Origin of the sequence: Dolichospermum flos-aquae CCAP 1403/13F (assembly GCF_012516395.1) — a bacterium.
Taxonomy (GTDB): domain Bacteria; phylum Cyanobacteriota; class Cyanobacteriia; order Cyanobacteriales; family Nostocaceae; genus Dolichospermum; species Dolichospermum lemmermannii.
In genome coordinates, this window is sequence record NZ_CP051206.1 from 430,566 (window position 1) to 453,526 (window position 22,961).

The 22,961-nt window shown below is 35.4% G+C and carries 30 protein-coding genes and 1 pseudogene; 16 read left to right on the plus strand and 15 right to left on the minus strand.

Translation table 11 applies throughout. The features are described from left to right. Nucleotides 1-16: 16 nt before the first annotated feature. Nucleotides 17-220, minus strand: coding sequence for a helix-turn-helix domain-containing protein (locus HGD76_RS02220; RefSeq protein ID WP_053540135.1), 204 nt, complete (start codon nucleotides 218-220; stop codon nucleotides 17-19). A 238-nt stretch (nucleotides 221-458) separates the two neighbouring features. Here HGD76_RS02220 and HGD76_RS02225 point away from each other — a divergent pair, with 238 nt between their 5' ends. The 4 genes from HGD76_RS02225 (at nucleotide 459) to HGD76_RS02240 (ending at nucleotide 1,535) form a co-directional block, all read left to right on the plus strand. Next, on the plus strand, nucleotides 459-677 hold the full coding sequence (locus HGD76_RS02225) for a hypothetical protein (RefSeq protein WP_233467014.1): 219 nt from the start codon (nucleotides 459-461) through the stop codon (nucleotides 675-677). Continuing rightward, nucleotides 658-936, plus strand: coding sequence for a type II toxin-antitoxin system RelE family toxin (locus tag HGD76_RS02230; RefSeq protein WP_168631994.1), 279 nt, complete (start codon nucleotides 658-660; stop codon nucleotides 934-936). The genes HGD76_RS02225 and HGD76_RS02230 overlap by 20 nt, the downstream gene beginning before the upstream one ends. A gap of 192 nt (nucleotides 937-1,128) precedes the next feature. Then, entirely contained in the window at nucleotides 1,129-1,302 is a 174-nt protein-coding gene (locus HGD76_RS02235) for a type II toxin-antitoxin system HigB family toxin (protein WP_407644796.1), read from the plus strand. Beyond that, entirely contained in the window at nucleotides 1,302-1,535 is a 234-nt protein-coding gene (locus tag HGD76_RS02240; RefSeq protein WP_168694833.1) for a hypothetical protein, read from the plus strand. Before HGD76_RS02235 ends, HGD76_RS02240 begins: the two co-directional genes overlap by 1 nt. Nucleotides 1,536-1,564: 29 nt before the next feature. Here the strand turns inward: HGD76_RS02240 and HGD76_RS02245 are convergent, their stop codons facing one another. Beyond that, complete coding sequence (locus HGD76_RS02245; RefSeq protein WP_168694834.1) at nucleotides 1,565-2,170, minus strand: hypothetical protein; 606 nt, start codon at nucleotides 2,168-2,170, stop codon at nucleotides 1,565-1,567. 60 nt (nucleotides 2,171-2,230) lie between these two features. Next, nucleotides 2,231-3,658: a site-specific integrase gene (locus HGD76_RS02250; RefSeq protein WP_168694835.1), complete on the minus strand. Its 1,428-nt coding sequence runs from the start codon at nucleotides 3,656-3,658 to the stop codon at nucleotides 2,231-2,233. A gap of 110 nt (nucleotides 3,659-3,768) precedes the next feature. Between HGD76_RS02250 and HGD76_RS02255 the strand changes: the two are divergent. Both HGD76_RS02255 and nifD read left to right on the plus strand, forming a co-directional pair. After that, nucleotides 3,769-4,218, plus strand: a pseudogene (locus HGD76_RS02255) (NifH family ATP-binding protein); the annotation flags it as partial. A gap of 162 nt (nucleotides 4,219-4,380) precedes the next feature. Next, on the plus strand, nucleotides 4,381-5,775 hold the full coding sequence (nifD, locus tag HGD76_RS02260) for a nitrogenase molybdenum-iron protein alpha chain (protein ID WP_051155216.1): 1,395 nt from the start codon (nucleotides 4,381-4,383) through the stop codon (nucleotides 5,773-5,775). A 192-nt stretch (nucleotides 5,776-5,967) separates the two neighbouring features. Here nifD and HGD76_RS02265 read toward each other — a convergent pair whose 3' ends face one another. Both HGD76_RS02265 and HGD76_RS02270 read right to left on the minus strand, forming a co-directional pair. Beyond that, on the minus strand, nucleotides 5,968-6,228 hold the full coding sequence (locus tag HGD76_RS02265) for a hypothetical protein (protein ID WP_168694836.1): 261 nt from the start codon (nucleotides 6,226-6,228) through the stop codon (nucleotides 5,968-5,970). A 76-nt stretch (nucleotides 6,229-6,304) separates the two neighbouring features. Continuing rightward, nucleotides 6,305-7,651, minus strand: a complete 1,347-nt coding sequence (locus HGD76_RS02270; RefSeq protein ID WP_168694837.1) for a helix-turn-helix domain-containing protein — start codon at nucleotides 7,649-7,651, stop codon at nucleotides 6,305-6,307. Between the two features lie 203 nt (nucleotides 7,652-7,854). Here HGD76_RS02270 and HGD76_RS02275 point away from each other — a divergent pair, with 203 nt between their 5' ends. The 5 genes from HGD76_RS02275 to HGD76_RS02295 all read left to right on the plus strand — a co-directional run bounded on the left by HGD76_RS02275 (nucleotide 7,855) and on the right by HGD76_RS02295 (nucleotide 12,658). Then, nucleotides 7,855-8,526: a vWA domain-containing protein gene (locus HGD76_RS02275; RefSeq protein WP_168694838.1), complete on the plus strand. Its 672-nt coding sequence runs from the start codon at nucleotides 7,855-7,857 to the stop codon at nucleotides 8,524-8,526. A gap of 11 nt (nucleotides 8,527-8,537) precedes the next feature. Continuing rightward, entirely contained in the window at nucleotides 8,538-9,215 is a 678-nt protein-coding gene (locus HGD76_RS02280; RefSeq protein WP_168694839.1) for a vWA domain-containing protein, read from the plus strand. A gap of 93 nt (nucleotides 9,216-9,308) precedes the next feature. Then, nucleotides 9,309-11,072 (plus strand): protein phosphatase 2C domain-containing protein, encoded by a 1,764-nt coding sequence (locus HGD76_RS02285; RefSeq protein WP_168694840.1) that lies wholly within the window; start codon nucleotides 9,309-9,311, stop codon nucleotides 11,070-11,072. Between the two features lie 6 nt (nucleotides 11,073-11,078). After that, nucleotides 11,079-12,074 (plus strand): serine/threonine protein kinase, encoded by a 996-nt coding sequence (locus tag HGD76_RS02290; RefSeq protein ID WP_168694841.1) that lies wholly within the window; start codon nucleotides 11,079-11,081, stop codon nucleotides 12,072-12,074. Between the two features lie 5 nt (nucleotides 12,075-12,079). Then, nucleotides 12,080-12,658, plus strand: coding sequence for a hypothetical protein (locus tag HGD76_RS02295; RefSeq protein WP_210967705.1), 579 nt, complete (start codon nucleotides 12,080-12,082; stop codon nucleotides 12,656-12,658). Between the two features lie 27 nt (nucleotides 12,659-12,685). Here the strand turns inward: HGD76_RS02295 and HGD76_RS02300 are convergent, their stop codons facing one another. Continuing rightward, on the minus strand, nucleotides 12,686-13,063 hold the full coding sequence (locus tag HGD76_RS02300) for a type II toxin-antitoxin system VapC family toxin (RefSeq protein WP_053540127.1): 378 nt from the start codon (nucleotides 13,061-13,063) through the stop codon (nucleotides 12,686-12,688). Continuing rightward, nucleotides 13,053-13,277 carry a hypothetical protein gene (locus tag HGD76_RS02305; protein ID WP_015081312.1) on the minus strand — a complete coding sequence of 75 codons (225 nt, stop codon included), beginning with the start codon at nucleotides 13,275-13,277 and terminating at the stop codon, nucleotides 13,053-13,055. The genes HGD76_RS02300 and HGD76_RS02305 overlap by 11 nt, the downstream gene beginning before the upstream one ends. Before the next feature lie 180 nt (nucleotides 13,278-13,457). Here HGD76_RS02305 and HGD76_RS02310 point away from each other — a divergent pair, with 180 nt between their 5' ends. Beyond that, entirely contained in the window at nucleotides 13,458-14,171 is a 714-nt protein-coding gene (locus HGD76_RS02310; protein ID WP_168694842.1) for a Uma2 family endonuclease, read from the plus strand. A 45-nt stretch (nucleotides 14,172-14,216) separates the two neighbouring features. Here the strand turns inward: HGD76_RS02310 and HGD76_RS02315 are convergent, their stop codons facing one another. After that, nucleotides 14,217-14,849, minus strand: a complete 633-nt coding sequence (locus HGD76_RS02315; RefSeq protein WP_168694843.1) for a metal-independent carbonic anhydrase family protein — start codon at nucleotides 14,847-14,849, stop codon at nucleotides 14,217-14,219. 485 nt (nucleotides 14,850-15,334) lie between these two features. Here HGD76_RS02315 and HGD76_RS02320 point away from each other — a divergent pair, with 485 nt between their 5' ends. Next, nucleotides 15,335-16,057 carry a Uma2 family endonuclease gene (locus tag HGD76_RS02320; protein WP_168694844.1) on the plus strand — a complete coding sequence of 241 codons (723 nt, stop codon included), beginning with the start codon at nucleotides 15,335-15,337 and terminating at the stop codon, nucleotides 16,055-16,057. Between the two features lie 66 nt (nucleotides 16,058-16,123). Further along, nucleotides 16,124-16,699 carry a Uma2 family endonuclease gene (locus tag HGD76_RS02325; protein ID WP_168694845.1) on the plus strand — a complete coding sequence of 192 codons (576 nt, stop codon included), beginning with the start codon at nucleotides 16,124-16,126 and terminating at the stop codon, nucleotides 16,697-16,699. A gap of 97 nt (nucleotides 16,700-16,796) precedes the next feature. Here the strand turns inward: HGD76_RS02325 and HGD76_RS02330 are convergent, their stop codons facing one another. The 3 genes from HGD76_RS02330 to HGD76_RS02340 form a co-directional block, all read right to left on the minus strand. Further along, on the minus strand, nucleotides 16,797-17,312 hold the full coding sequence (locus HGD76_RS02330; protein WP_168694846.1) for a peptidylprolyl isomerase: 516 nt from the start codon (nucleotides 17,310-17,312) through the stop codon (nucleotides 16,797-16,799). A 565-nt stretch (nucleotides 17,313-17,877) separates the two neighbouring features. Next, a complete protein-coding gene (locus HGD76_RS02335; RefSeq protein WP_168694847.1) occupies nucleotides 17,878-18,456 on the minus strand; it encodes an Alr1449 family protein in 579 nt (192 codons plus the stop codon). A 61-nt stretch (nucleotides 18,457-18,517) separates the two neighbouring features. Beyond that, entirely contained in the window at nucleotides 18,518-19,096 is a 579-nt protein-coding gene (locus HGD76_RS02340; RefSeq protein ID WP_168694848.1) for a Uma2 family endonuclease, read from the minus strand. Nucleotides 19,097-19,357: 261 nt separating this feature from the next. On the opposite strand from HGD76_RS02340, the gene HGD76_RS02345 reads away from it, so the two are divergent. Beyond that, complete coding sequence (locus HGD76_RS02345) at nucleotides 19,358-19,663, plus strand: hypothetical protein (protein ID WP_210967706.1); 306 nt, start codon at nucleotides 19,358-19,360, stop codon at nucleotides 19,661-19,663. Nucleotides 19,664-19,763: 100 nt separating this feature from the next. On the opposite strand, the gene HGD76_RS02350 is transcribed toward HGD76_RS02345, so the two are convergent. The 4 genes from HGD76_RS02350 to HGD76_RS02365 all read right to left on the minus strand — a co-directional run bounded on the left by HGD76_RS02350 (nucleotide 19,764) and on the right by HGD76_RS02365 (nucleotide 21,076). Next, a complete protein-coding gene (locus HGD76_RS02350) occupies nucleotides 19,764-19,988 on the minus strand; it encodes a hypothetical protein (RefSeq protein WP_168694849.1) in 225 nt (74 codons plus the stop codon). Then, nucleotides 19,988-20,407 carry a pepsin/retropepsin-like aspartic protease family protein gene (locus tag HGD76_RS02355; protein ID WP_168694850.1) on the minus strand — a complete coding sequence of 140 codons (420 nt, stop codon included), beginning with the start codon at nucleotides 20,405-20,407 and terminating at the stop codon, nucleotides 19,988-19,990. The genes HGD76_RS02350 and HGD76_RS02355 overlap by 1 nt, the downstream gene beginning before the upstream one ends. 1 nt (nucleotide 20,408) lies before the next feature. After that, nucleotides 20,409-20,624, minus strand: a complete 216-nt coding sequence (locus tag HGD76_RS02360) for a hypothetical protein (RefSeq protein ID WP_371415533.1) — start codon at nucleotides 20,622-20,624, stop codon at nucleotides 20,409-20,411. A gap of 110 nt (nucleotides 20,625-20,734) precedes the next feature. Next, nucleotides 20,735-21,076, minus strand: a complete 342-nt coding sequence (locus HGD76_RS02365) for a hypothetical protein (RefSeq protein WP_168694851.1) — start codon at nucleotides 21,074-21,076, stop codon at nucleotides 20,735-20,737. A gap of 432 nt (nucleotides 21,077-21,508) precedes the next feature. Here HGD76_RS02365 and HGD76_RS02370 point away from each other — a divergent pair, with 432 nt between their 5' ends. Then, entirely contained in the window at nucleotides 21,509-22,957 is a 1,449-nt protein-coding gene (locus tag HGD76_RS02370; protein ID WP_168694730.1) for an IS4 family transposase, read from the plus strand. Nucleotides 22,958-22,961 lie beyond the last annotated feature (4 nt).

Below are 22,961 nucleotides of genomic sequence, written 5' to 3' on the forward strand. Positions count from 1 at the left end.
CTATTTAGAATATAAATCAAGCATCTGGTTTGTCGGATTTAGGTCCTGGTTTGGGACTCCTATCTATATAATTGCGTAGGCTAGAAGCATCAATTAACCAGATTCCACCTGCACGACGAGCTTTTATTAGTTCTTGACGAATAAGTAGCCGAATGTGCTGGGGTGTATAACCTGATTCAAGAGAAGCTTCTGAAACAGTAATCATTTCGGTGTCAGTCATCTTTCCACAAGATTTTTAGTTATGTGTTGCGTTGTCCGCATTTATTAGTTTTGATCTAGAGTTAATTTTACTCTACTAATCTCCAGCTTTTTATAAAGTTGAGTTGATCGTATTTCCGATTTTATTTTGAGGAAGGAGAGCGATCGCGAAGCACTCCGCAGGAATTGCATTTCCGGTGTTGTGGGTTTTGAGAGCGATCGCTTAAAAAAATAGTATAATACTTATATTCTCAAGGATAATGCTCATGGAAATTCAAGAACTTAAAGCAATAATTAAAGAAAGCATCCGCGAAGTTCTGCGAGAAGAAAGAATGTTACTTTGTCAAGTCCTCATACCCTATGTAAGTGACGAAGAACAAGAAGAACTAGATGAAATGTTTGGTTCACCATCAGATTATGAAGATGAAGAATTAGTTGATATGACAGAGTGGGTGAAAAATGGCCATAAAATTTCGTAAGAATGCTATTAAGTTTTTAGAAAAAGCAAATCTTGAAGATACTGAGAAAATTCAGGAAAAAATATCTCAACTTCTAGCTTTTGTCGAAGAACAGGCTATTATTCCCTTTACAGAACTTGATATTAAAAAAATGAAGGGAGAGTGGGAAGGATTTTATAGATTACGTATCGGTAAAATCAGAATTGTCTTTACAGTTAATACCCAATCTGGTGAAGTTGAAATTTTCACAATTGGTACAAGAGGAGATGTTTATAAATAAAAGTTTTTAAATTAATAAAGATGTGCATTGTGGGGATGCGATAGCGTTCGCGGTAGCGTCCCGGAGGGAACTAGCGCGACCTAGGAATCATATTTAGTGTGTCCAAGTAAGTGATTTAATGCTTTAATTAGGATTAAGGATATAACTTTGAGAATTATTATCAATTCAAAGATAAGGAGATAAAGATGCAAATTGCAGTCAAGCCAGATCAAGAAAAATACATTTCAAGTTGGTAAATTGACAGTTTTTAATATTGGTGGTAACAAAGTTAGACTAATTGCAGCAATTCATTATAACCGCCAAAAAATCTATATCCGTGCTGTGCTAACACATTCAGAATATGATGAAGGAAAGTGGAAAGAATAATGCAAACTTTAAACTTTGAAAAAACCATTAATGCTTGGTCATCCATTGCCGAAAATGTCTTTGTTCCTCACACAGAACAGGAATATGAAAACTTAGTTGATATACTAGATTCTCTGATAGATCAAGTTGGTGAAGATGAAAACCATCCCCTTGCTTCACTCATGGAAGTCATCGGAGTTTTAATTGAAAACTATGAAAATGAACATATTCCTGAACTAGAGGATATAGATTAACTATTGGGAAGTAATTTTTAATTGCTGAATTACCCGCCATTTTGCATCATCCAAACTAACATACCCAAAATTTCTTCCACAGGTGGGAGAGCATAATCCATTAAATCAATAGTAACAAGATCATTTTCCAACTTCAGGAAACGCCATTGTGTACCACTACTAATTACACCATAAATAACACGAAGGGGATTATTTTTAGCAGCATTAAATCTTTGCGCGGCCACCATCTCTGCAATACATTGTCCAAACCCAGTTCTTAAATCAGCCTTTTTTGCTTCAACAATGACAATTACCGGGGCTTCAATTTCTAAAACTTCAGGAGAACTACTTAATAGAAAATCGCAAATTCCATTAAGTCCTACGGACTCATCAACTGTAAAATCTTCACCCGAAAATAAACTAATTTGCCGATTTAAAATTCTTCTGACTTCTAACAAAACTGGGTAAATAATCCCTTCCGAACGTGCTTTTTCACTAGCAGAACCAGCCAGCGGTAAACTTTCTTCAAGATATGCTTTTAGCGTCACAGATGGTTCAATTTTTTCAAGAATAGGAATAAAACGCCCACCTTCCTGAGTTTTTAAACCAAAAGCTTCTTTAACCTTACCAATAGATGTAAATTGACTATAAGACATATCTTGTAACATTCCTAGTTTTATAAAATTACTCTTTGCGCCTCTGCGTGAGGCTAACTCTTATCCTAACTCAATTTTTATCAAACTGTGTCCCATCTGCAACCTCAATCTTTCATTGTCAATTCTCAACCTCTCATTTTCCTGTTCCAATCTAATTACAATATCTTGTAGATCTTCAACTTTTGATTTTTTCTTAATTGCTTCCTCAATTGCCACCTTGCGATTTTCTAGACTAAACCACTTTTGATAAATAGATGTGTGCATATTCACAGAATGACCCAAATTATCAGCAGCAGCTTTAATCGGAATCCCCATCAAATGCGCTCGAATTGCCCAACCATGCCGCAAATCATAGGGTTGAAAAGGAATCCCCACAAATCTAAACCATCTATCTGTACCATGTCGCGCAGAGTTGATTTCTCGACTGGTAACTTTATCTTTAATTTTTGCTTTTAATAATTCAATTGCTTCGGTATCCGTGGTTAAATTAAAACTTTCCACCCAACGCGGATATAATGGTAAAGCTTCCCTTTCTCCCGTTTTACATTCTTGATTCACACGCCATGTATTCATCGTATTTTCTGATGATAACCACCAATTTAAATCAGGATTAACAAAAATTTCAATCGGTCTTAATCCATAGGTTGCTAACATCCCATAAACCCATCTCCACAATTTCCAATTATTTCTATCTTCCCTAGTTGTTAACTTACTAGAACGATTAATTGCATAGGTTTCAAACTTGAGATATTCTTGTTCTATGTCTGCATCAGTGGGTATATCACGTTTACGTTGAGAAATAGCCTTAATTTTTAAATTACTTAATTCTGGAACTTCTAAACCAGAACATTTACATAAAACCCTAATTACCTTAATTAATTCATTTTTTACACTATCGGAAGATGGGCAAAATTTCACAGCATCAATAAAATTGGCATTTATTGCTAATTTATCCTTTGGCAAATGTGTTTTAGCAATATAGAAATAACTATTAAAAGTATTGTTACTTTTGAGAGTCCGTTTCCTAGTTTGGAAATAATTGTTTTCAAACTCAGAAACCAACTCACCTATCGTGATAAATTTCGCTTTAAATCTAGTTTTGCCTAAATATTTATCAGTCCAAATAAATTGTTTTCTGGCAATTAATTTGCCTAACTCATTAGCTTCTTCTTCTGCCGTATTTAAACCATCAAAACTAAAAGGAATACCCAAAGAAATATCATATTGCTTTGTGCCGCTACCGTTTTTATCAATATCACCTGGTTTAATAGGTAAGGTAGTTCTCAACTGTAATGAATTGCCGGATTTTCTCACAGAAACACTCACCCTAGCGGCTCTTAGTCTAGCATTAATTGCCTTTAATTCTGTTGTCAGTTTTGCCGTTAAGTGATTTTCCTGGTTTTCTACTGCTTGCATTCTGCCTAAATATCCCCCGTCGGTAATAGCTGTTTGGTGAAAATCGGCAAATGCTTCCTGTGTTCTGTCCATACCCTAGATTTACCCTAATAAAAAAACTGTTCACTCCAGACAATGATTGCGGCAAACATAGTTGAAAATGAACATTTTCCGGCTTTTAAAATTATCTTATTACTCTTTTCCGTGAAGGTAAAGCACAAGAAATCTACATCGTTACATCAGGTGAAATGATGGCGATGTATGCTGCAAACAACATCGCTCGTGGTGTACTTAAATATGCTCACTCCGGTGGAGTTCGTTTAGGTGGTTTGATCTGTAACAGCCGTAACACAGACCGAGAAATCGAATTAATTGAAACCTTGGCTGCACGTTTGAACACTCAAATGATTCACTTCGTTCCCCGCGACAATATAGTTCAACACGCTGAACTACGTCGGATGACAGTGAACGAGTATGCACCAGAAAGCAAACAAGCTAACGAATACCGCGCACTAGCTAAGAAGATCATCAACAACACTAACCTCACCATCCCTACACCTATCGAAATGGAAGAGTTGGAAGAATTGTTGATTGAGTTCGGTATTCTTGAAAGCGAAGAAAATGCTGCAAAATTAGTTGGTAAAACAGCATAATTCACTGCTAAGAAAGAATTTTCTAGTACCAGGAAAAAGGCAGAGAGCAGCACATCAAAAGCTCTCACCTTTGACCAACATTTCCCTATCGCTACAGGGGACTTCATGTCCCCAAACACCTCATCCCTATTTCCGTTCCTTTAGGAGCAAGAGAGATTAACAATGACTTCGACCGACGACAAGAAGATTGTTGAACAAAGAAAAGAACTAGTTAAAGAAGTTCTCAAAGCTTACCCCGAAAAAGCTGCTAAGAAGCGTGAAAAGCATTTAAACGTATTTGAAGAAGGTAAGGCTGATTGTGGTGTTAAATCTAACATCAAATCCTTACCTGGTGTAATGACCGCTCGTGGTTGTGCTTACGCAGGTTCTAAAGGTGTGGTTTGGGGTCCTATTAAGGACATGATCCACATCAGTCACGGTCCTGTTGGTTGCGGTTACTGGTCTTGGTCTGGTCGTCGTAACTACTACTTAGGTACAACAGGTATTGATACCTTTGGTACTATGCACTTCACCTCCGACTTCCAAGAACGCGACATCGTGTTTGGTGGTGACAAGAAACTGACTAAATTAATTGAAGAATTAGATGTATTATTCCCCTTAAACCGTGGGGTTTCTATTCAATCTGAATGTCCTATCGGTTTGATTGGGGATGACATCGAAGCAGTAGCTAGAAAGACATCCAAAACCATCGGTAAGCCAGTTATTCCCGTCCGTTGCGAAGGTTTCCGTGGTGTGTCTCAGTCTTTAGGACACCACATCGCTAACGACATGATTCGTGACTGGGTATTCCCCAAAGCAGATCAAGGTAAGAAAGACGGTACATTGAAGTTTGAAGGCACTCCTTATGACGTAGCCATCATTGGTGACTATAACATCGGTGGTGATGCTTGGGCCAGCCGGATTTTGTTAGAAGAAATCGGTTTGCGCGTTGTTGCTCAATGGTCTGGTGACGGTACAATCAACGAAATGTTGATGACCCCCAACGTGAAGATGAACCTCATCCACTGTTACCGCTCGATGAACTACATCAGCCGTCACATGGAAGAAGCTTATGGTATACCCTGGTTAGAATATAACTTCTTTGGTCCTACCAAAATTGCTGAATCTTTACGCGAAATCGCTTCTAAGTTTGATGCGAAGATCCAAGCAAATGCTGAAAAAGTAATTGCTAAGTACCAACCTACCATGGATGCGATCGTTAGTCAATATCGCCCCCGTTTGGAAGGTAAGACAGTTGCAATGATGGTTGGTGGTTTACGTCCCCGTCACGTTGTTCCCGCTTTCCAAGATTTGGGAATGAAGATGATTGGTACTGGTTATGAGTTCGCTCACAGTGACGACTATAAACGTACTACTCACTACATCGAAAACGGAACTATCGTTTATGACGACGTTACCGCTTACGAATTTGAAGAGTTCATCAAAGCATTGAAGCCAGACTTAGTTGCTTCTGGTGTGAAAGAGAAGTATGTATTCCAAAAAATGGGTCTTCCTTTCCGTCAAATGCACTCTTGGGATTACTCCGAACTTGATTATGTTGGTGGAAAGGTGCGTTAAATTCAGGTTTTTTTGTTGTGTAATTTTGAGATTTAAATTTTTAGACTAAATGGATTTTATTATGTTCTATAATAACATTGTTTGTGGATAACTGCAAGTAATAAAGTTCTGATTTTGTCTGGGTTTGAGATGGTTGTTAATTTGTGATGTTTGGTGATTTTGCTAAATGGGATAACTTTTTGTGGGTTTATTTTATAGACTAAATAGTATGGTGTGTTGGTCTTGAGCAGCAACAGCAGCGTTAATATAACTGAAGATGTCGTCAAGTTTCCCTATAGCCTCTAGTTCTATTGCTTCCTCTGGGGTGAGGGTATCTAATTTGTTTTTATCAAGCAGTTCTTGCATCCGTTCACCTAGCTTATCGGTAAATTTGAATAGCATGAGGTTGTTGATATGCTTGATGCAAATTCCTTCAGGTAGTAATTGGGACGGTTTAACTAGTGTAGTTGTCATTGGTAAATTATCTTTAATTTTCTTGATTTTATCATTGAATATTTGGGATGTGATATCTACACAGAATATCACTAACTCAAGGAGTTATTATAACATATTCCCTAAAAACAGGAGATAAAATAAACAATGTTTTATCACTTTCTATAGTTGTAACTAAATAGCGCCTCTTTAAAGACTGTAAACCATTAATTAATTCCATAGAAGATAAAGATAAACTTTCTCTTAATTGTTCTCTATTCACAGGTTTATTAGATTTACTCATTTCTAAAACTATCTGTTGTTCTACTGTTGATAGCCTATTAAATAGTTCACTTAATTGATATTTCATATTCTCTGTCAACAGCAATCCTTCACTTAAAAAATCTGATATCTTACCTTGGAAAATATTTCTAATTAAACTAGAAATATCTTGTAAATAAGCTGGATTACCTTCATATAAATTAATGAGTTTTGACAAACTTTCCTCATCTTTTAGTTTTTGATTTTTCAAAATATCTGTATTATCTAAACCTTGTAATTCTAAGCATTTAACCGGATACAACTCTTCATCTATGCAAATCATCTCTTGACATTGTTCTTGACTAATTAAAATCAAACTACTTTGATGTTCAATTTCTGTTATCATTGTCAAAAATGTTTTATAGTCTTTATATTCAGCTTTATACTGTCCAGCAAATTGTCCTGGGGTAAATAGTTCTTGGATATTATCAATAATAATTAAACATTTTTGCTGACGGAAAAGATTAAAAAGTTGAGTTAGTTTATTTTCAGTTTGAATAAATTCGGAATTAATCGCTTTGAAAATTTCAGCGATAATGGAATCTAAAGAATCGGATAATTTAATATTTTTCCAGATGATGATATTGAAATTTTGTAAGTTTAGGTCAACAAATCTTTTAATTAAGGTAGTTTTGCCAATTCCGGGTAATCCCACAATGGAAATGAGACGGGTATTTTGATTAATTAACCAATGGGATAGGGTTTGTAGTTCTGTTTCGCGTCCGTAAAAATGGGTGATTTTTGGTGCAATTGTTAACTCATGATAAGATTTTTCGTAAGAGTCTTGTTCCCTATCTTTAGAAGAATTTTGAGGATTATTAGAACACCAATTAATATGACTGTTATTAATTAAACTAACTTGCTGTAAGGAATTATTGTATGAATTAGCTAATCTTTCTATAGTCCAACAAAAATTAGATTTATTAATATCTTCACCTAACTGTTCCGATAGAATTTTAAATAACTTACGACTAACATCTCCAATATAGTTTTGACTATTGTATCCCGATTCGTCTGCTATTTGATTGTAAGTTTGACCTTGCCAAAGTCCTTTGAGAATGGCTTTTTCTAAATCGTCTAGATGTTCTCCTGTTTGTTTCTGGACTACTTGATCCACAAATTGTAATAACTCTGTAACATTCATATATTCTAGGCTGGGTAAGTATTACAGCAACAATTATAACTTAATTTCAACCATGAAAATCATACTTTTTCAGTGTTTTTCGGGTTACTGAGTTTATATTTCGTTATATAAATGCGAGAAAAACAGGTTTTTTTGGTGTAGAAAGTTGAAAAGAGAACATTTAGTATAAGAACTAGCTAAAACATAAGTACGGATATAAATTTATGGCTGACAATCAGGGTGTAACCTATGCAGTGGACTTAGTAATGTGTATTGATGGCACAGGTTCAATGGGTCATTTGATTGAAGAGGTGAAATCAACCGCTCTGAAGTTTTATGAGAAGCTAGAAGCCAAAATGAAGGAAAAAACTAAGAAAATTGACCAACTTAGAGCTAAGGTAATTGTATTTCGGGATTATTGGGCAGATTCACCAGAAATTGCGATGCAATGTTCAGAATTTTTTGATTTGCGATCGCAGTCCCCAGATTTTGCTAATTTTATCTCTGGAATTAAGGCTGAAGGTGGTGGAGATGAACCCGAACATGGCTTAGAAGGATTGGGGTTAGCACTTAAATCCGACTGGCAAAAAGGGAATTTTAGCAAGCAAAGATATGTGGTAGTTGTTTACACAGATGCCAGTGCCCATAGTTTAGAAAAAGGTGAAAAACCCAGTAACTACCCTGAAAATATCCCAAAAACCTTTGATGAATTGACAGATTATTGGCACGAAATGCCAGTATCAGCTAAACGATTGGTACTATTTGCTCCTGATGCTTCACCTTGGACAGTTGTAAGCAGTTGGGAAAATACAGTTCATTACGTTTCTGAAGCAGGTAATGGATTAGAAAAAGTAAACGAAGACCAAATATTAGATGCGATCGCTAACAGTATATAAGCAAATGAGCTATGGCTGCCAATCAAGGTGTAACCTACGCAATAGATTTAGTCATGTGTATTGATGGCACAAGTTCAATGAGTTCGTTCATTAAAGAAGTGAAATCAAGCGCTCTAGATTTTTACGAGCAGATAGAAGCCAAAATGAAAGCAAGGAGTAAAAAAATTCACCAACTTAGAGCTAAGGTAATTGTATTTCGGGATCATTGGGCAGATTCACCAGGAATTGTCATGCAGTCTTCTAAATTTTTTGACTTACCATCTGAGTCCTCCGATTTTGCTAATTTTATCTCTGGAATTAAAGCTGAAGGTGGTAGTTCTGGACTCAGAAATGGCTTAGAAGCAGTTGGATTAGCACTTAAATCCAACTGGGAAAAAAGGGATTTTAGTAAGAAAAGATATGTTGTAGTTGTTTACACAAATGCCGGCGCTCATAGTTTAGAAAAAGGTGGAAAACTTAATTATTACCCTAATAATCCCCCAAAAACCTTTGATGAATTAACAGATTATTGGCACGATATGCCAGTATCAGCTAAACGATTGGTACTATTTGCTCCTGATGTTGAACCTTGGACAGTTGTAAGCAGTTGGGAAAATACAGTTCATTATGTTTCTGAAGCAGGTAATGGATTAGAAGAATTTGAGAAAGATCAAATGTTATATACATTGGGTATCATTAATAGTATATAAGCAACGATAGTTAACTTAATCATGAAAATATGAGTGGTTAAGTTAAGTTTCTCAATTAAAGTAAAAATTTGAACAAGGATTTTAGTAATGCTTATGACATCATTTAAGGCAGTAGTAAATTTAGAAGTAGCTGAAAATAAAGGTGAAGATGCTAACCTGATAGAAACTTATAAGCAAACAAAAATTTATTTGATGGGAGTATTTGATGGTTTAGGAGGTCGTTCTGCTGGTTATAATGATGAAACTGGGGGACGGATTGCTTCAAGAATAGCATCTGAAATTAGTAAAAAATTTTTCACACATTACAATGGTCAAATAACATTAGCAAATGCTATTCAGTTACAAGATGAAATTTGTCAAGCACTAAAAACAGCCGCAGATGATCATAATATGCGAACCACTTCATCTAAACTTAAAGGTTCTTTAGTAGAGCATAAACTTTGCACAACAATTGCCTTAGCTAGTATTCCCAAACAAGAAACTACGGGTAACTCTTTTAAAGTTGATTTAGCTTGGATGGGAGATTCACGAATTTATTTTCTCAGCCCTAGTAAGGGTTTACAGCAATTAACTAAAGATGATTTAGTAACTCCCAAAGATGCTTTTGAAATGCTCAGACAAGATCCACCAATGTCTCAATATTTAACTGCTGATATTAATCCCAAATGGCAAATCCATTTTCAGAGTCATACATTTCAAGAACAGGGCTGTTTTCTAGCTTGTACTGATGGTTGCTTTCAGTATGTTTCTGCTCCTTGGGAGTTTGAAAGATTGCTGCTAAAAACACTTTCTAATTCAAAAGGCACTACAAAGGAAACGAATAATTGGCAAGGTTTAATTGAGCAAAAATATACTGAAATTAAACAAGATGACGTTTCTTTGATTATTTATCCAGTTGGTTTTCAAAAAATATCAGCTATCAAAGATGTTTATCAAAACCGATTGGGGTATCTTCAAGAAAACTTTATTTCTGATACTAATAACTATGATGAATTGAAAAATCTATGGGAAAAATACAAACCTGACTATGAACATTATTTGCCATCTATTCAGGATAGTCCACCTATTTCTCATGTATCTGCTTCAGAAGATAAATCTTCTACTTCAGGTGCAAGTACAAGTAAAGAATGTAAACAACTGACTGAAACATTTAACGAACAAAAAGAAGCTAAAATTAAAAAGCTTTTAGATGATGCTAACTCTTATTGTGCAAATTATCAGCTTTCAAAAGCGCAGGAATTATGTGAACAAGCTTTAAAATTACAACCATACAACAGTGCTGCTAAATATCTATCAGGAGTTATTTATTATGAATTAGCAAAACAACCCTGTAATTATCAGCAAAAACCTAAATATTTAAATGATGCTGCTTCTCAGATTGAAGAAGTTATTGAGCAGTTATCAGAAAAAGTAAAAGCATATCAAATTTTAGGTAAAATTTACTATGACTTAAAAGATTGGGAAAAAGCAGTTGAATTTTATGCGAACTTTTTTGATTGTAAAGGTTCGGAAAAATCCATAGATTTCGATTATGTAAATTCTAGAAACTTTGATCTAGATTTAGATTTTTTTGTTGCTTCTCTTCGTCTATTTCAATCAAATTTTAATAACCGTAAATCAGCCAATTCAGCAATTCAGTTCTCTCGACGTATAATTGACAACAGTGCAAGTTTATCTTATGCTAACAAACCTTTAATTTATTACCATATAGCAAGTTTACAAGAAATAGAAAAAGAATTTGACGCTGCATTAAATAGTCTAAAAAAACTTTTAGAATTAGATTTAGATGATTCAATGCGACAAAAAGCAACACAAAAATATCAAGATATTTTGAATAGATTAAATAATAGGAGATAGTAATCAATGTCTTATAAAACAGGTGATCTAATTGCTGATAAATATTTAGTAACCCGTGAATTTGATAGCGCTAATGGTGGGCAATGTCAATGGGGTTTTGCTGTAAATATAAATGATCGTAATGAGTATTTTGTGAAAAAATTTCTGAGTCCCGTATATCCAGGAGAAAAAGCACCAGGAGGCGAAAAAAGTAAACAAAAGCGTCGTGATCAATGCGATAAATTTGCTAGAAAACAATTACTAATTCAAGAAGCACTATCTGCTTGTGGTTCTGGTGGTTCAGTTGTTGTCACGGTAGACTTTTTTAAATATGGTAATGAAAATGGTGAACATTTTTTTAAAGTTTGTCAAAAAGTAGATACTAGCTCTTTATCAAAAGTCATACATACATTAGAACCAGAAAAGCGTTTATTTGTCATGCTAACAGCGGTAGGAGCGCTTAATATCTTACATTACAATGGCATTGTTCATCTTGATTTGAAACCAGATAATATCCTAATTCAAGAATGGGAAGGAAAACAAATTGCCAAAATTATTGATTTTGATAGCAGTATTATTGAAGGAGAATCAATAGCAGTGGAATTTTTAGTAGGTGATCCAGTATATTATTCACCTGAGTTTGCTAAACATATTTCTACAAATGGAGAAACACCAGCACCAAACAAGAAATCTGATATTTTTTCCTTGGGGTTAATTTTATGTGAATATTGGACCGGTAGTCGTCCATTTTTATCAGGAAGCTATACTTATGCCCATGAAGCAGTTCTAGATGGAAAAAAACTTGAATTACCATTACCACAGAGTAAAAGTAAATTACGGGGAACTATGATTCAAACTCCACTGGATATAGAAGTGCGTCATCTCATAGGAAAAATGTTAATTTTAAGTCCTGAAAAAAGACCTCAAATAACTGAAGTACAGCAACAGATTAAATATCTTTATAATAACGGTACTTTACCTAAAAATAAAGATGCCAAAAATAAGTTAATTATGAATTTTTAACTTCCATGAAAAAAACATACAAATGTAAAAGTTGTGGCTGTGAAGTTGTATCTCTGATGAAACCTTCTGAATGTCAAGTTTGTGGAGGACGAGAATGGATGATACCAACTACTACTAAAACCGTTAATTTAGGAGATGAACCAATGGCTATTGATAAAGACTTATTATCTTCATTCAAATTTCGATCAACAATACAGAATTTCTGCCAAACTGTTGGCTGGGATCTTTATAGTATTAATGATACAAGAGCTATCATGAGATTTAGTATGGATTCTGGTAGTACACAAACTGTATTTATTCTCAAATATGATTCGACTCTAGAATTTTCTTGTCCGAGTAGTTTAAAATTTGATGATACAGATGATATACCGCATAGTTTATCTACTTGGCTATTGATAAGTAATGCACGATATAAATTCGGTTTTTGGTGTATAGAAAAGATAGAAGATAAGCAGGTTTTTTCAATTATTCATAATGCAGAAATGAGTTTAATTGATATTAATTATTTCTGCAAAATAGTTGATAGACTAGCACAAGAATGTGATAAATTTGAACAAACAATAGCAAACATAATGAATAGTTAATGGTAATTATAGCAGGCGAGGCGATCGCTACCAATTAATGACCTTCAAACGGTTGATCTTTGCAAATTCTTGATCAGCAGTCACTAAGCTTGCTGAATTTTGGATTGTTATTGCAGCAATTACTGCATCAGGTAATTTTAACCGATATTGCTGACGAATTTCGATAATCTTGTCAACTAATACCGGATCACCTGCTGCCAAACCAACAATTTCCACTCGCTGAATAAATTGTTGAAAAAGTTGGAGATCGCTTTGGGTTAGCCCAGAAAAAACCAAAAATTCAATCTGGCTAATAATCGAAATCCCAATCCAATTAGCATTTTGAAGTAATTGAATAAGTTGGGTATTACCTTGTAACAGGGCAATGATCGCATTCGTATCTAGCACATAGCGATTACCATTCATCTCTTAATGTCCTTTGCATCACTACTGCATCTCCTTGCCAATTTAACCGTCCTACCAAATCAGAAAAATCATACTTGAGATTTTGATCTTTAGATGGGACAACTGGATTAATTACCAGCACAATACTTACTTCTCCCGGATCAAGTTGTGTGGGAATGTCAAGATGCAAATGACCTGATGAATCCACTATCGTTGTAAGTTGAAGAACTTCCATTTTGATGTTAATAATTGGATATCAATTTTATTTTAGTCCAAACTCAAGTAACAATCATCATAAATGATAAATAAAATTCTGTAAATCCTAAAATCCTGGATATCCTGATAGCGAAGCGTGGCGTTAGCCATTTCAGACAATTAATGCTACAATAAACAAATAATTACTTGGTATCATATCATGATGATTACTCAAGCACTGGAATTACAACCTAACATCTTAGAAGATATATCAGAAGATATCATTTTCCCCCCCAGTGACCTATATAGTGATGAACCTCCCGTGGAAACAGAACTGCATCTCGAACAAATAATGTTCTTAATAAAATCTCTCAAATGGTTATGGAAAGAGAGAACTGATTTTTATGCTGTTGGAAACCTAAGTATTTACTATAGTCCTCATCAAAAAAAATCAGAAGATGTGAGAGGTCCAGATTTTTTCGTAGTTTTAGGAACAGAACGAAAAACTAGAAAAAGTTGGGTTGTGTGGGAAGAAAATGGTAAATATCCTAACCTGATTGTGGAAATTCTTTCACCAACCACAGCTAAAACTGATAGAGAAACTAAAAAAGAACTTTATCAAGATACTTTCCGCACACCTGAGTATTTTTGGTTTGATCCCTATACTTTAGAATTTGCAGGTTTTTATTTAATACATGGTAAATATCAACCTGTAGAACCGAATGAAAAGGGACATTTATGGAGTCAAGAATTAGGTTTATATTTAGGAATTGTTCAGGGTTTATTAAGGTATTTTACACCAGATGGAGATTTAGTTCCCACACCGGAAGAAAGTGCAGAATTTGAAGCCCAGAGAGCAGAAATCTCTGATGAAAAAGTTCAACGGTTAGCAGCAAAGTTGCGAGAATTAAATATTGATCCAGATACAATTTAATTTAGATCCCTTACTTCTTAGAGAAGTTGGGGATCTATTCCATGTTTATTTTGGACTATAGGGCAGAGAAGAATGGTGTAGAATAATACGCAATTTACCATCACCACCTCTAACAAACTGCCAGGTTTTATCTACTGTTGTGACTTTACCTGTTTTATCAGTTATGGAAACATTACCCATAGTGGTAGCAGTATTACCGACAATAAAAATACCAGCGTTGCGAATTTCCACCTTTCGCCATCCTTTGAGAGCAAAACCAGTATCTTTAGGGAAGGAGGAATCACCACCCACAAAATAAGACAAAGCTCCTTTGTGTGTCGTGCGGAAGGTCTCGTCTCCACCTGCCAAGGTTGGCTTGAACAACACCAATCCCGATTGATAAGCATATGCTTGATCTATTATATTGTCAGCCAATGTTCTAGCAGCGGCTATCCCCTTTTCATCATAGGTGGTACTGATGGAAACCAGTGCTTCACCCCAGGCTTTTTGAGCAGCCAGCACTTCAGCCTCAGTAATGGATATATTAACTACTGATGTCTTAGAATTTGATGAGGACGGCTTAGTGGTGGTACTATTAACTTGACCATGAGCCATCAATGGCGCAGTAACCAACAACGCTATAGTAGCAGCGGTTACAGAAAGATTGACTTGTAATTGTTTAAAGGGGTTGGTATGCATACTAAGAAGAAATATCAAAGGGGAAGTTAAAAAAACGTCTCCACAACATCTAACAACCTTGTGCCAAATCAGTCCAATATTTAATATAAATAGTTACCATAAGTAATCATCTATGCTATCATTTAATGATCTAGGATTAGCCATTTCAATATGTGTTAATTTTCTGCTTAACGGGTGACAAGGCGGTTGATGAGATATGGGGCTTGTTCTTAGGGAACACCAAAAAATAAATTACCCAATTTTGTGGGACGGGCAGGATGCCCATCCTTGATGGTTAGCGGGCTTTTCGTCCCGCACCACAAGAAATTTTTGGGTATTTTTTTAATTGGAAGTCCCTTAAGGTAAGTTCCTTTTGGTCGAGCAATTTTTAGATCGTGTGGATGACGGCAAAAAGCTATGGCAAATGTTTAAGAGATTTGCGATAATTCAGTGAAAGTAATTGACAATTAATGCTACAATAAATCAATAATTACTTGGTATCATACATGATGATTACTCAAGCACTGGAATTACAAACTAACACATCAGAAGATATCATTTTTCCCCCCAGTGACCTATATAGTGATGAACCTCCTGTGGAAACAGAACTGCATCTCGAACAAATAATGCTCTTAATAAAATCTCTCAAATGGTTATGGAAGGAGAGAACAGATTTTTACGCTGTCGGAAATCTGAGTATTTACTATAGTCCTCATCAAAAAAAATCAGAAGATGTGAGAGGTCCAGATTTTTTCGTAGTTTTAGGAACAGAACGAAAAACTAGAAAAAGTTGGGTAGTGTGGGAAGAAAATGGCAAATATCCTCATGTCATTGTCGAAATTCTTTCACCAACCACAGCTAAAACTGATAGAGAAACTAAAAAAATACTTTATCAAGATACTTTCCGTACACCTGATTATTTTTGGTTTGATCCTTATACATTGGAATTTGCAGGATTTAATTTAATCAGTGGCAAATATCAACCCTTAAAACCTAATGAAAAAGGACATTTATGGAGTGAAGAATTGGGGTTATATTTAGGAATTTATGAAGGTTTATTAAGATATTTTACATCATCAGGAGTTTTAGTTCCTACACCGGAAGAAAGCGCAGAGATGGAAACAACAAGAGCAGCAATGGAAGCAGAAAAAGCGAAAATATCAAATGAAAGATCCCAAAGGTTAGCTGCAAAATTGAGAGAGTTAAATATTGATCCAGATACAATTTAACGAAATCTAAAATCAAATTGTGTTTGTTTTAATTACCCCAAATTTGTATATTAGGAGGATGATTTTATGTTAATTATGACAATTAAAGATGTAGAACAAGTCCAAACCGCTTTTAGTGAAGCTGGTTTAGATTACGATGTTGAATTAACAAACGGGAGAATTTCTATCGTGGGTCCATCGGATATTGTATCTAGTGAAGTTGGTATTCTTTTTAGTCGGCTATTAGCTAATTGGGTTTATCCTCGTCGTTTAGGAAGAGTATTTGATTCTGCTGGTGGTTTCATTTTACCTGATAGCAACCTCACCGCACCAGATGTTTCTTTTGTTCGGGCTGCGCGTCTGCGTCAAAGTCCCCGTTATTTTGGCGAACTTGTACCAGATTTAGTAGTAGAAATTAAATCTCAAAGTGATAGAATTAAACCTTTAGTTACTAAAATTCTCAACTTGATCAAATTAGGTGCTGTGATGGGAATTTTAATTGATCCTGATGAGGAAACTGTTACAGTTTATCGTCATCAAGGTGAACCAACTATTTTAAATAATGGCGATATTTTAACTTTACCAGAACTTTTTCCCGGTTGGGAATTAGCTGTTTCTGAATTATGGCCTCCTATTTTTACTGAAGAAGAAATAGAAGGTTAATTTGTTTGATCGGATTGGTTTTTTGTGGATTTCTTTGATGAGAAATCGGGAATTTTGCCCCAAGAGTGCGGAGAAACCTCCACACTCATCTTTGATTTTATTCGTGGATAGTCACTTTGATCATTTTAACTGGAGTTGTGGGGCGATCGCCTGATCCTGTGGGAGTAGTTTCAATGGCTTTTAATACATCCATCCCTTCAGTAACTCGACCGAAAACAGGATGTTTAGATTGACCAGGTGTAAACCAATCCAGATAGTGATTGTGGACAGTGTTGATGAAAAACTGGCAACTACCACTATTAGGTCTTCCCGTATTAGCCATAGATAGAGTTCCTGGTTCGTTAGAAAGTTTTCCATCTTCAGGATGCTCATCTTGAATGCAACCATCAGGACTATTACCTGTACCCGCACGAGGAGAGCTAGGATCTTTGCTGTAGGGACAACCAAACTGCACCATGAAATTTTTAATTACACGGTGGAAATGCAGACCATCATAAAACCCACTTTTGGCCAATTTGATGAAATTTCCCGCCGTTATGGGCATAACGTCGGTGAATAGCTCAAGAGTGATAGTACCAAGGGAAGTTTCTAGAGTTGCGGTGGGATTTGCCATGAATATTGAATTACAAGAAAATGGACTGAAAGTCACGTGGGGGATTTATCCCCCAGTGACTTATGGTGTTATACTATTTGTAACAGGAAAGGTAATCAACCTGTCTAAAAACCTAACTACCTAACGATAATCTGTACCTTGACAATTAAATTTATGCGGTTCTACTGCATTGTTCTAGTTTCTTCCTAGCAGTAGGTAAAAGATTTATAGGAACTGGACTTGTGTTGAGCGAAGTCGAAACACGAATCAGAATTTTGAAACAAATCGTTTCCAGCTAAACAGGACTTGCATTAATGCAACTACGGTCGGGCAGACCGAAAGTTAACCCTTCGGCTTCGCTCAGGGTTAAAGCCGAGCGGAGTCGAGGCTTTAACGCTTGGGGAGAGTCCCACCTCGCTCGCTAGAAAACGCAAGGAATCTAGTTTAAGTGGCCTCATTGAACCAAGAATCTCCGTGTCTTTAGACCGGGGAGTGTCAATAATCTGTGTAATGGTTTACCTACTGTCAAACAAAAAACCTCCACTCGTGTTGAAGAAACTCAAGCTGAGGTTGTTTTTTCAGCATTTTAATCTGGGAAAGCTAAACCAGTTCTCGGATCTCTGATATATAATCCTAGTGTCAAACTCCGCATAACTTCATCCCAAATCGGTATTAATTGCTCTGCTTGATCTGCCCAATAATCAAAGGTAATTAAACATTGAATATTTGAACCTAAACCCACACAAGTCCGCGAAAAAGCTTCTCTGGGTTCGGTTTGAGTGTCAATAAATTTAATTTGACACCACATTATTCTGGCTGTTTGTCGCCTAACAGTAATTACTTCTCCCCTTTCAATCACATCACGGCTATCATCTTCCATGATTTTCTTCAAAGTGTGTTTAAGGGGAAACAGTGTCCAGTCATTCGGGGGTAAATGATTGTAAGATACCTCTAAACAACAATCATCATCAGGTGGTTTTTTGTCCATGAACTTGAAAGATTTTTCTTGTGGTTCAAATACCCAATTTTGGGGAACATTGAAGCGAACCGCACCCCTCCCAGCTACAAAAATTTTATAATCATCAGGTCCTTCCCAGCGATGATCTGGGCTTAATTCTAGGGTTTCTTTAATCCATTGAAGATTGCTTTTTTTCCGCTTGGCCATAGTTTTAATAAGGGATTAAATTTTAACTGACATTTATCAAACTTATGTTGGAAACATATTTTTACGTTTCTATTTCCAATCCTACACCATCATAAAGTATTTCTATGGGAAATTCAAATTCAATACTTGATAAAGTGATGATGTCTCCAGTAGTGTAGGGATAGTAAAGCCACATTCTTCCTTCTCCTCGACAGTAACGTTCAACAGATATTTTTTCGGAATCAATCAAGATGTATTCTTGTAAACTAGGCATTGTTAAATAATATCTGAATTTTTCTCCTCTATCTTTATTACTTGTACCAGGAGAAAGAACTTCAACAATCAATTTAGGGTTTTGAATAAATTTGCGGGCATTAAGGTCATCAGGGTGACAACTAACGATAAGATCAGGATAGAAGTATGGGCTTTTAGGGGTAACTTGCACTTTTACATCTGATACATTGACTCGACAACCTCTAGGACGGAGATGAGAATATAGAGGTCTGTAAAGATTTAGAGCAATATCATTATGAGGGATTGTACCACCGGTCATGGCGAAAACTTCGCCGTTGATGTATTCATAGCGAATATCCTGGTCAAGTTCCCATGAGAGATATTCCTCTATGGTCATTTTTGCTGGTTGTTGGGGAATGGCTATCATATCAGTTTTTTTAAGTTTGTTTTGATTATAGCAACTACAATTACAACTATTTTTAGGTTATTAAAGGATATTTTTAGGTAAGTTTCGCGCAAAGGTACAAAGGAGCAAAGACGCAAAGTAAGAAAGGATGCGATCGCTCTCATACGAATACTCACAAATTATTAATATTATTTTCACAATTTGCAGTGCAAATAGTCGTTTAAAATAATCCTAGTATTTTCTACGTAGATAGAATTACCTTTTGAAAAAATTAAACATTTTATGACGAATCAAAATAACAAATTGCCTGGTTTTCTATCTGGTTGTTTAGTCTTCATCTTTTGTTTTCCGTTGTGCTTATCTTTTTCTTCTTGGTTTGCTTTTGCTATTGGACCGATGAGTTGTGCTTTACCAAATAGGTGTTCACAGTTGGAAATAAATACCAAAAGCATTATGTCATTAATTGTTTTATTTGGGGGAGGATTTGCGGTTCCCATAATAGTTGCAAGTTCTGTTGGTAAAGTAAGTTCAAGTTTGATAGAGAATACGCAACAATCTAAAAATGAAGATGATATTAATATGCCATAGAATCAATAAATGTTTCGTTGACATTCTATATTATGGATATTTAGTATGATCTGCGTACTCAAAATGGTCGGACTCAGGGGGCTGTTTTTCCGTAAATATTTTACAATAATTCAGGAATATGTTCATTTTCATAGTTTTCAATTAATGCACCAATAACTTCCATAAGCGATGCGAGAGGATGGGTTTCATCTTCACCAATTTGATCAATGAGAGCATCAAGTATGTTAACCAAGTATTCATATTCTGCTTCTGTGTGAGGGACAAAAACATTTTCGGCAATGGATGACCAAGTGGTGATAGTTTGATTGATGTTTAAACTTTGCATTATTCTTTTCTTGAATGTACCTCAAAAGCCAAATCTGCACGGTAAAAACACACATCAAATTCTAAAAAGAAATTCATACGCCCTAGTAATAAAGGTACATCATCAGATAAGCACCACGCAAAAACTAAGCGCACAGGCTCAAATGATCCAATCTGGGCAGATACTAGTAAACCTCTTGCCTCTACTGGTGCTAAATTGCCAGCCAATATCACAGAAGTAGTTTGTTCCTCCCAAATTGCACCTATCTGAATACCTACACTGTATGGGAGAACGTTAACACTTGCGCCAGTATCTAATAAACCAGAAACATCTACTGATGAGTTACGATAAGTGAGTGTTAATGGTAACTTTGGCAGAGCATCGGGAACACCAAAGGTATCATATCCTTCTGTAAAGGAAAATCTTTGAGTTTTAGCCATTTTACTTTTGTTCGTCCGCTTCTAGTAGTTGGGCAAGTTGATGTGCGGCTGCATGGGAATTAAGCGGTGATAAAATAGAATAGGTTGCTCCCTGTTCTAATGATGGTTCTTCATCTCTAGATAATTCGGAAACTAGAAACTGCATTACTTTTAGTTTGTCTGCACGATTTAGATTTCGCAGGGTAGGAAATAGTTCTATGGCGTTCATAATTGTCATGGTAGAGAGAATTTTATATTTCTATTTTTCCACAAGTTTCATGATTGTGCGATCGCTCTTGGGGATTTAGAAAAGTGCGATCGCTATTTGCGACTACCCTAAATGACAGTTTACTCAGTAAGCAAACTTAGTCCAAATATCCAGGCAGGTGGGTTATTACTGGTATAGTCACCTCTAAAGATACCTGTGATGGGAGATTCGACGGGTCCAAACACAACTTTCCATGTTTTGTTTAAACGAGCTGAGAATACTTTTATAATATGAAGATTACAGGACATAGGTATGTCCATATAGGCATCATAGCCATTAAATTTTTCGGGATAGACACGGAGAAGATATGTTTCTTGAGTGACTTTTTGACCATCAATAGTTTCAAGTTCAATTTCCTCATACCAATAGTCTCGTTCTTGAGGATGATGAGTTGCAGAATTGAAAAGCCTATTTTCCTCCATACGAATTTCTTCTACTACATCTTCATCTGCACCATATAAATCTAGTAAGCGCGAGAAGGATATAATATGGAATGAACATCCCTCTGTTTCTCGCCTAAATTCAATACCCGTGAATGAAATTAATAGCCTACAAATAATTACTAATATTAATTCTGCAAATATTAAGGCATAAAAATAACTTCAGTTTAGTCTAAACTCCAGGCAAAATGTATCTAAAATTATATGATCATGAGATTTTTCTTGAATTTATAAATCATCAATCTTGTCAATTATTTGAAATCAAATTTAAAAAATCATAAATGTGTCATTTTTTTCGTCGAGAATTTTTATTCCTGCTCCAAAATGAGTAGCCTGATAGTATATATTGACAAAATATGAAAGAATATTTAAGCTTTATAAGAGTTTATTTCAAGTCATCCTTGACAGTTTTGTATGGGAATTCAAAAAGAACATCATCAGATGCTTACTCAGTTTACGACAGAATATGATCTGCAACCAATTGCAAAACATTTATCAACTATTATCAAAGAATCTTTGGCGAGTGTTTCATCAAGTAAATGTCGTCAAGGAACGATTCTAGTACCAACGTTTGTCATTTGGTTTGTAATTCTCTCCACTATCCGTCGTGATTTAAGTTATTTAGGAATAATGGATTGGATGATATCAGGATTGAGGTGGTTATCCTGTTGTCTACCAAAACAACTTATTTCTGAAGGTGCTATGAGTCATGCCAGAGTTCGTATAGGATTAACAGTTTTTCAACTAATATTTAAAAAACTCACTTCTAGTTTGACAACATTGAAATATGACTTTCATAAATGGACTACAGTAATATTTGATGGTTCCACAGGTACGACACCTGATACTGAAAGTAATCGTGATAAATTTGGGAAGTCTAAATGTGGTCGAGGAGAAAGTGCTTTTCCCATGCTGAGAATAGTCACATTAATATCAGCATCAACACGCCTGATCCTAGATTTTACCTATGGTTCGAGCCAAGGTAAAGGAACTGGTGAAAGGACTTTAATGACTAAATTACTGGCACAATTTAACCAGAAAAACTTATTATTTTTATTAGATGCTGGTTTATATTCCTTTGCAACTATTTTTAGTATTCGTACAAAAGAATGCGACTTTTTACTTAGGGTAGCTTCTAATGTTAAACTACCTGTTATCTCTGATTCTCGTTTGCCAGATGGATACATGGCTAGATATCCAGATGGAAGTTATTTATCAGAAATTAATGGCAAAATTCTCAATTTAGAAAAATCTACAGAATCGCATAAACAATGGAATCAGGAAAGTATCATTGTCCGAGTTATTGAATATCAAATTCCTGGTTTTCTCCCTCGTCGTTTAGTTACTAGTATTATTGACCCTAATATTTCTGCCAAAGAATTAATTATTCACTATCATTGCAGATGGGAGGTGGAAATTAGTTTCTGTGAAATAAAAACACATCAATGTGCTACGCTCAAAGGACAAATGCCCACTATTTTTCGGAGCAAAACATCTGAATTAGTCGAACAAGAACTTTATGCTATGTTAATTGCTTATAATCTACTCCGCGATTTAATTTACCAATCTGCTAACGAATATAATAAAAATCCTTTACTCCTTAGTTTTCTTGAATCTTTGCAACTAGTTATAGATTTAGTACAACTCATCAGCCATTCATCCTTAAAATTACGAGAAATTCAACATCAATATTTATTATCATTAATTTCCCAGTCTGAAATTGATCGCCCCCGACGAAAACGTATTAATCCCCGTGTTGTCAAAATTAAAATGTCCAAATTCAAGCGCAAAAACTCTTCCCATAAATCTGAAATCAGAGATATAGAAAAAGACTTGAAAATCCTTCCCCCACAAGCAGTTTGACAAT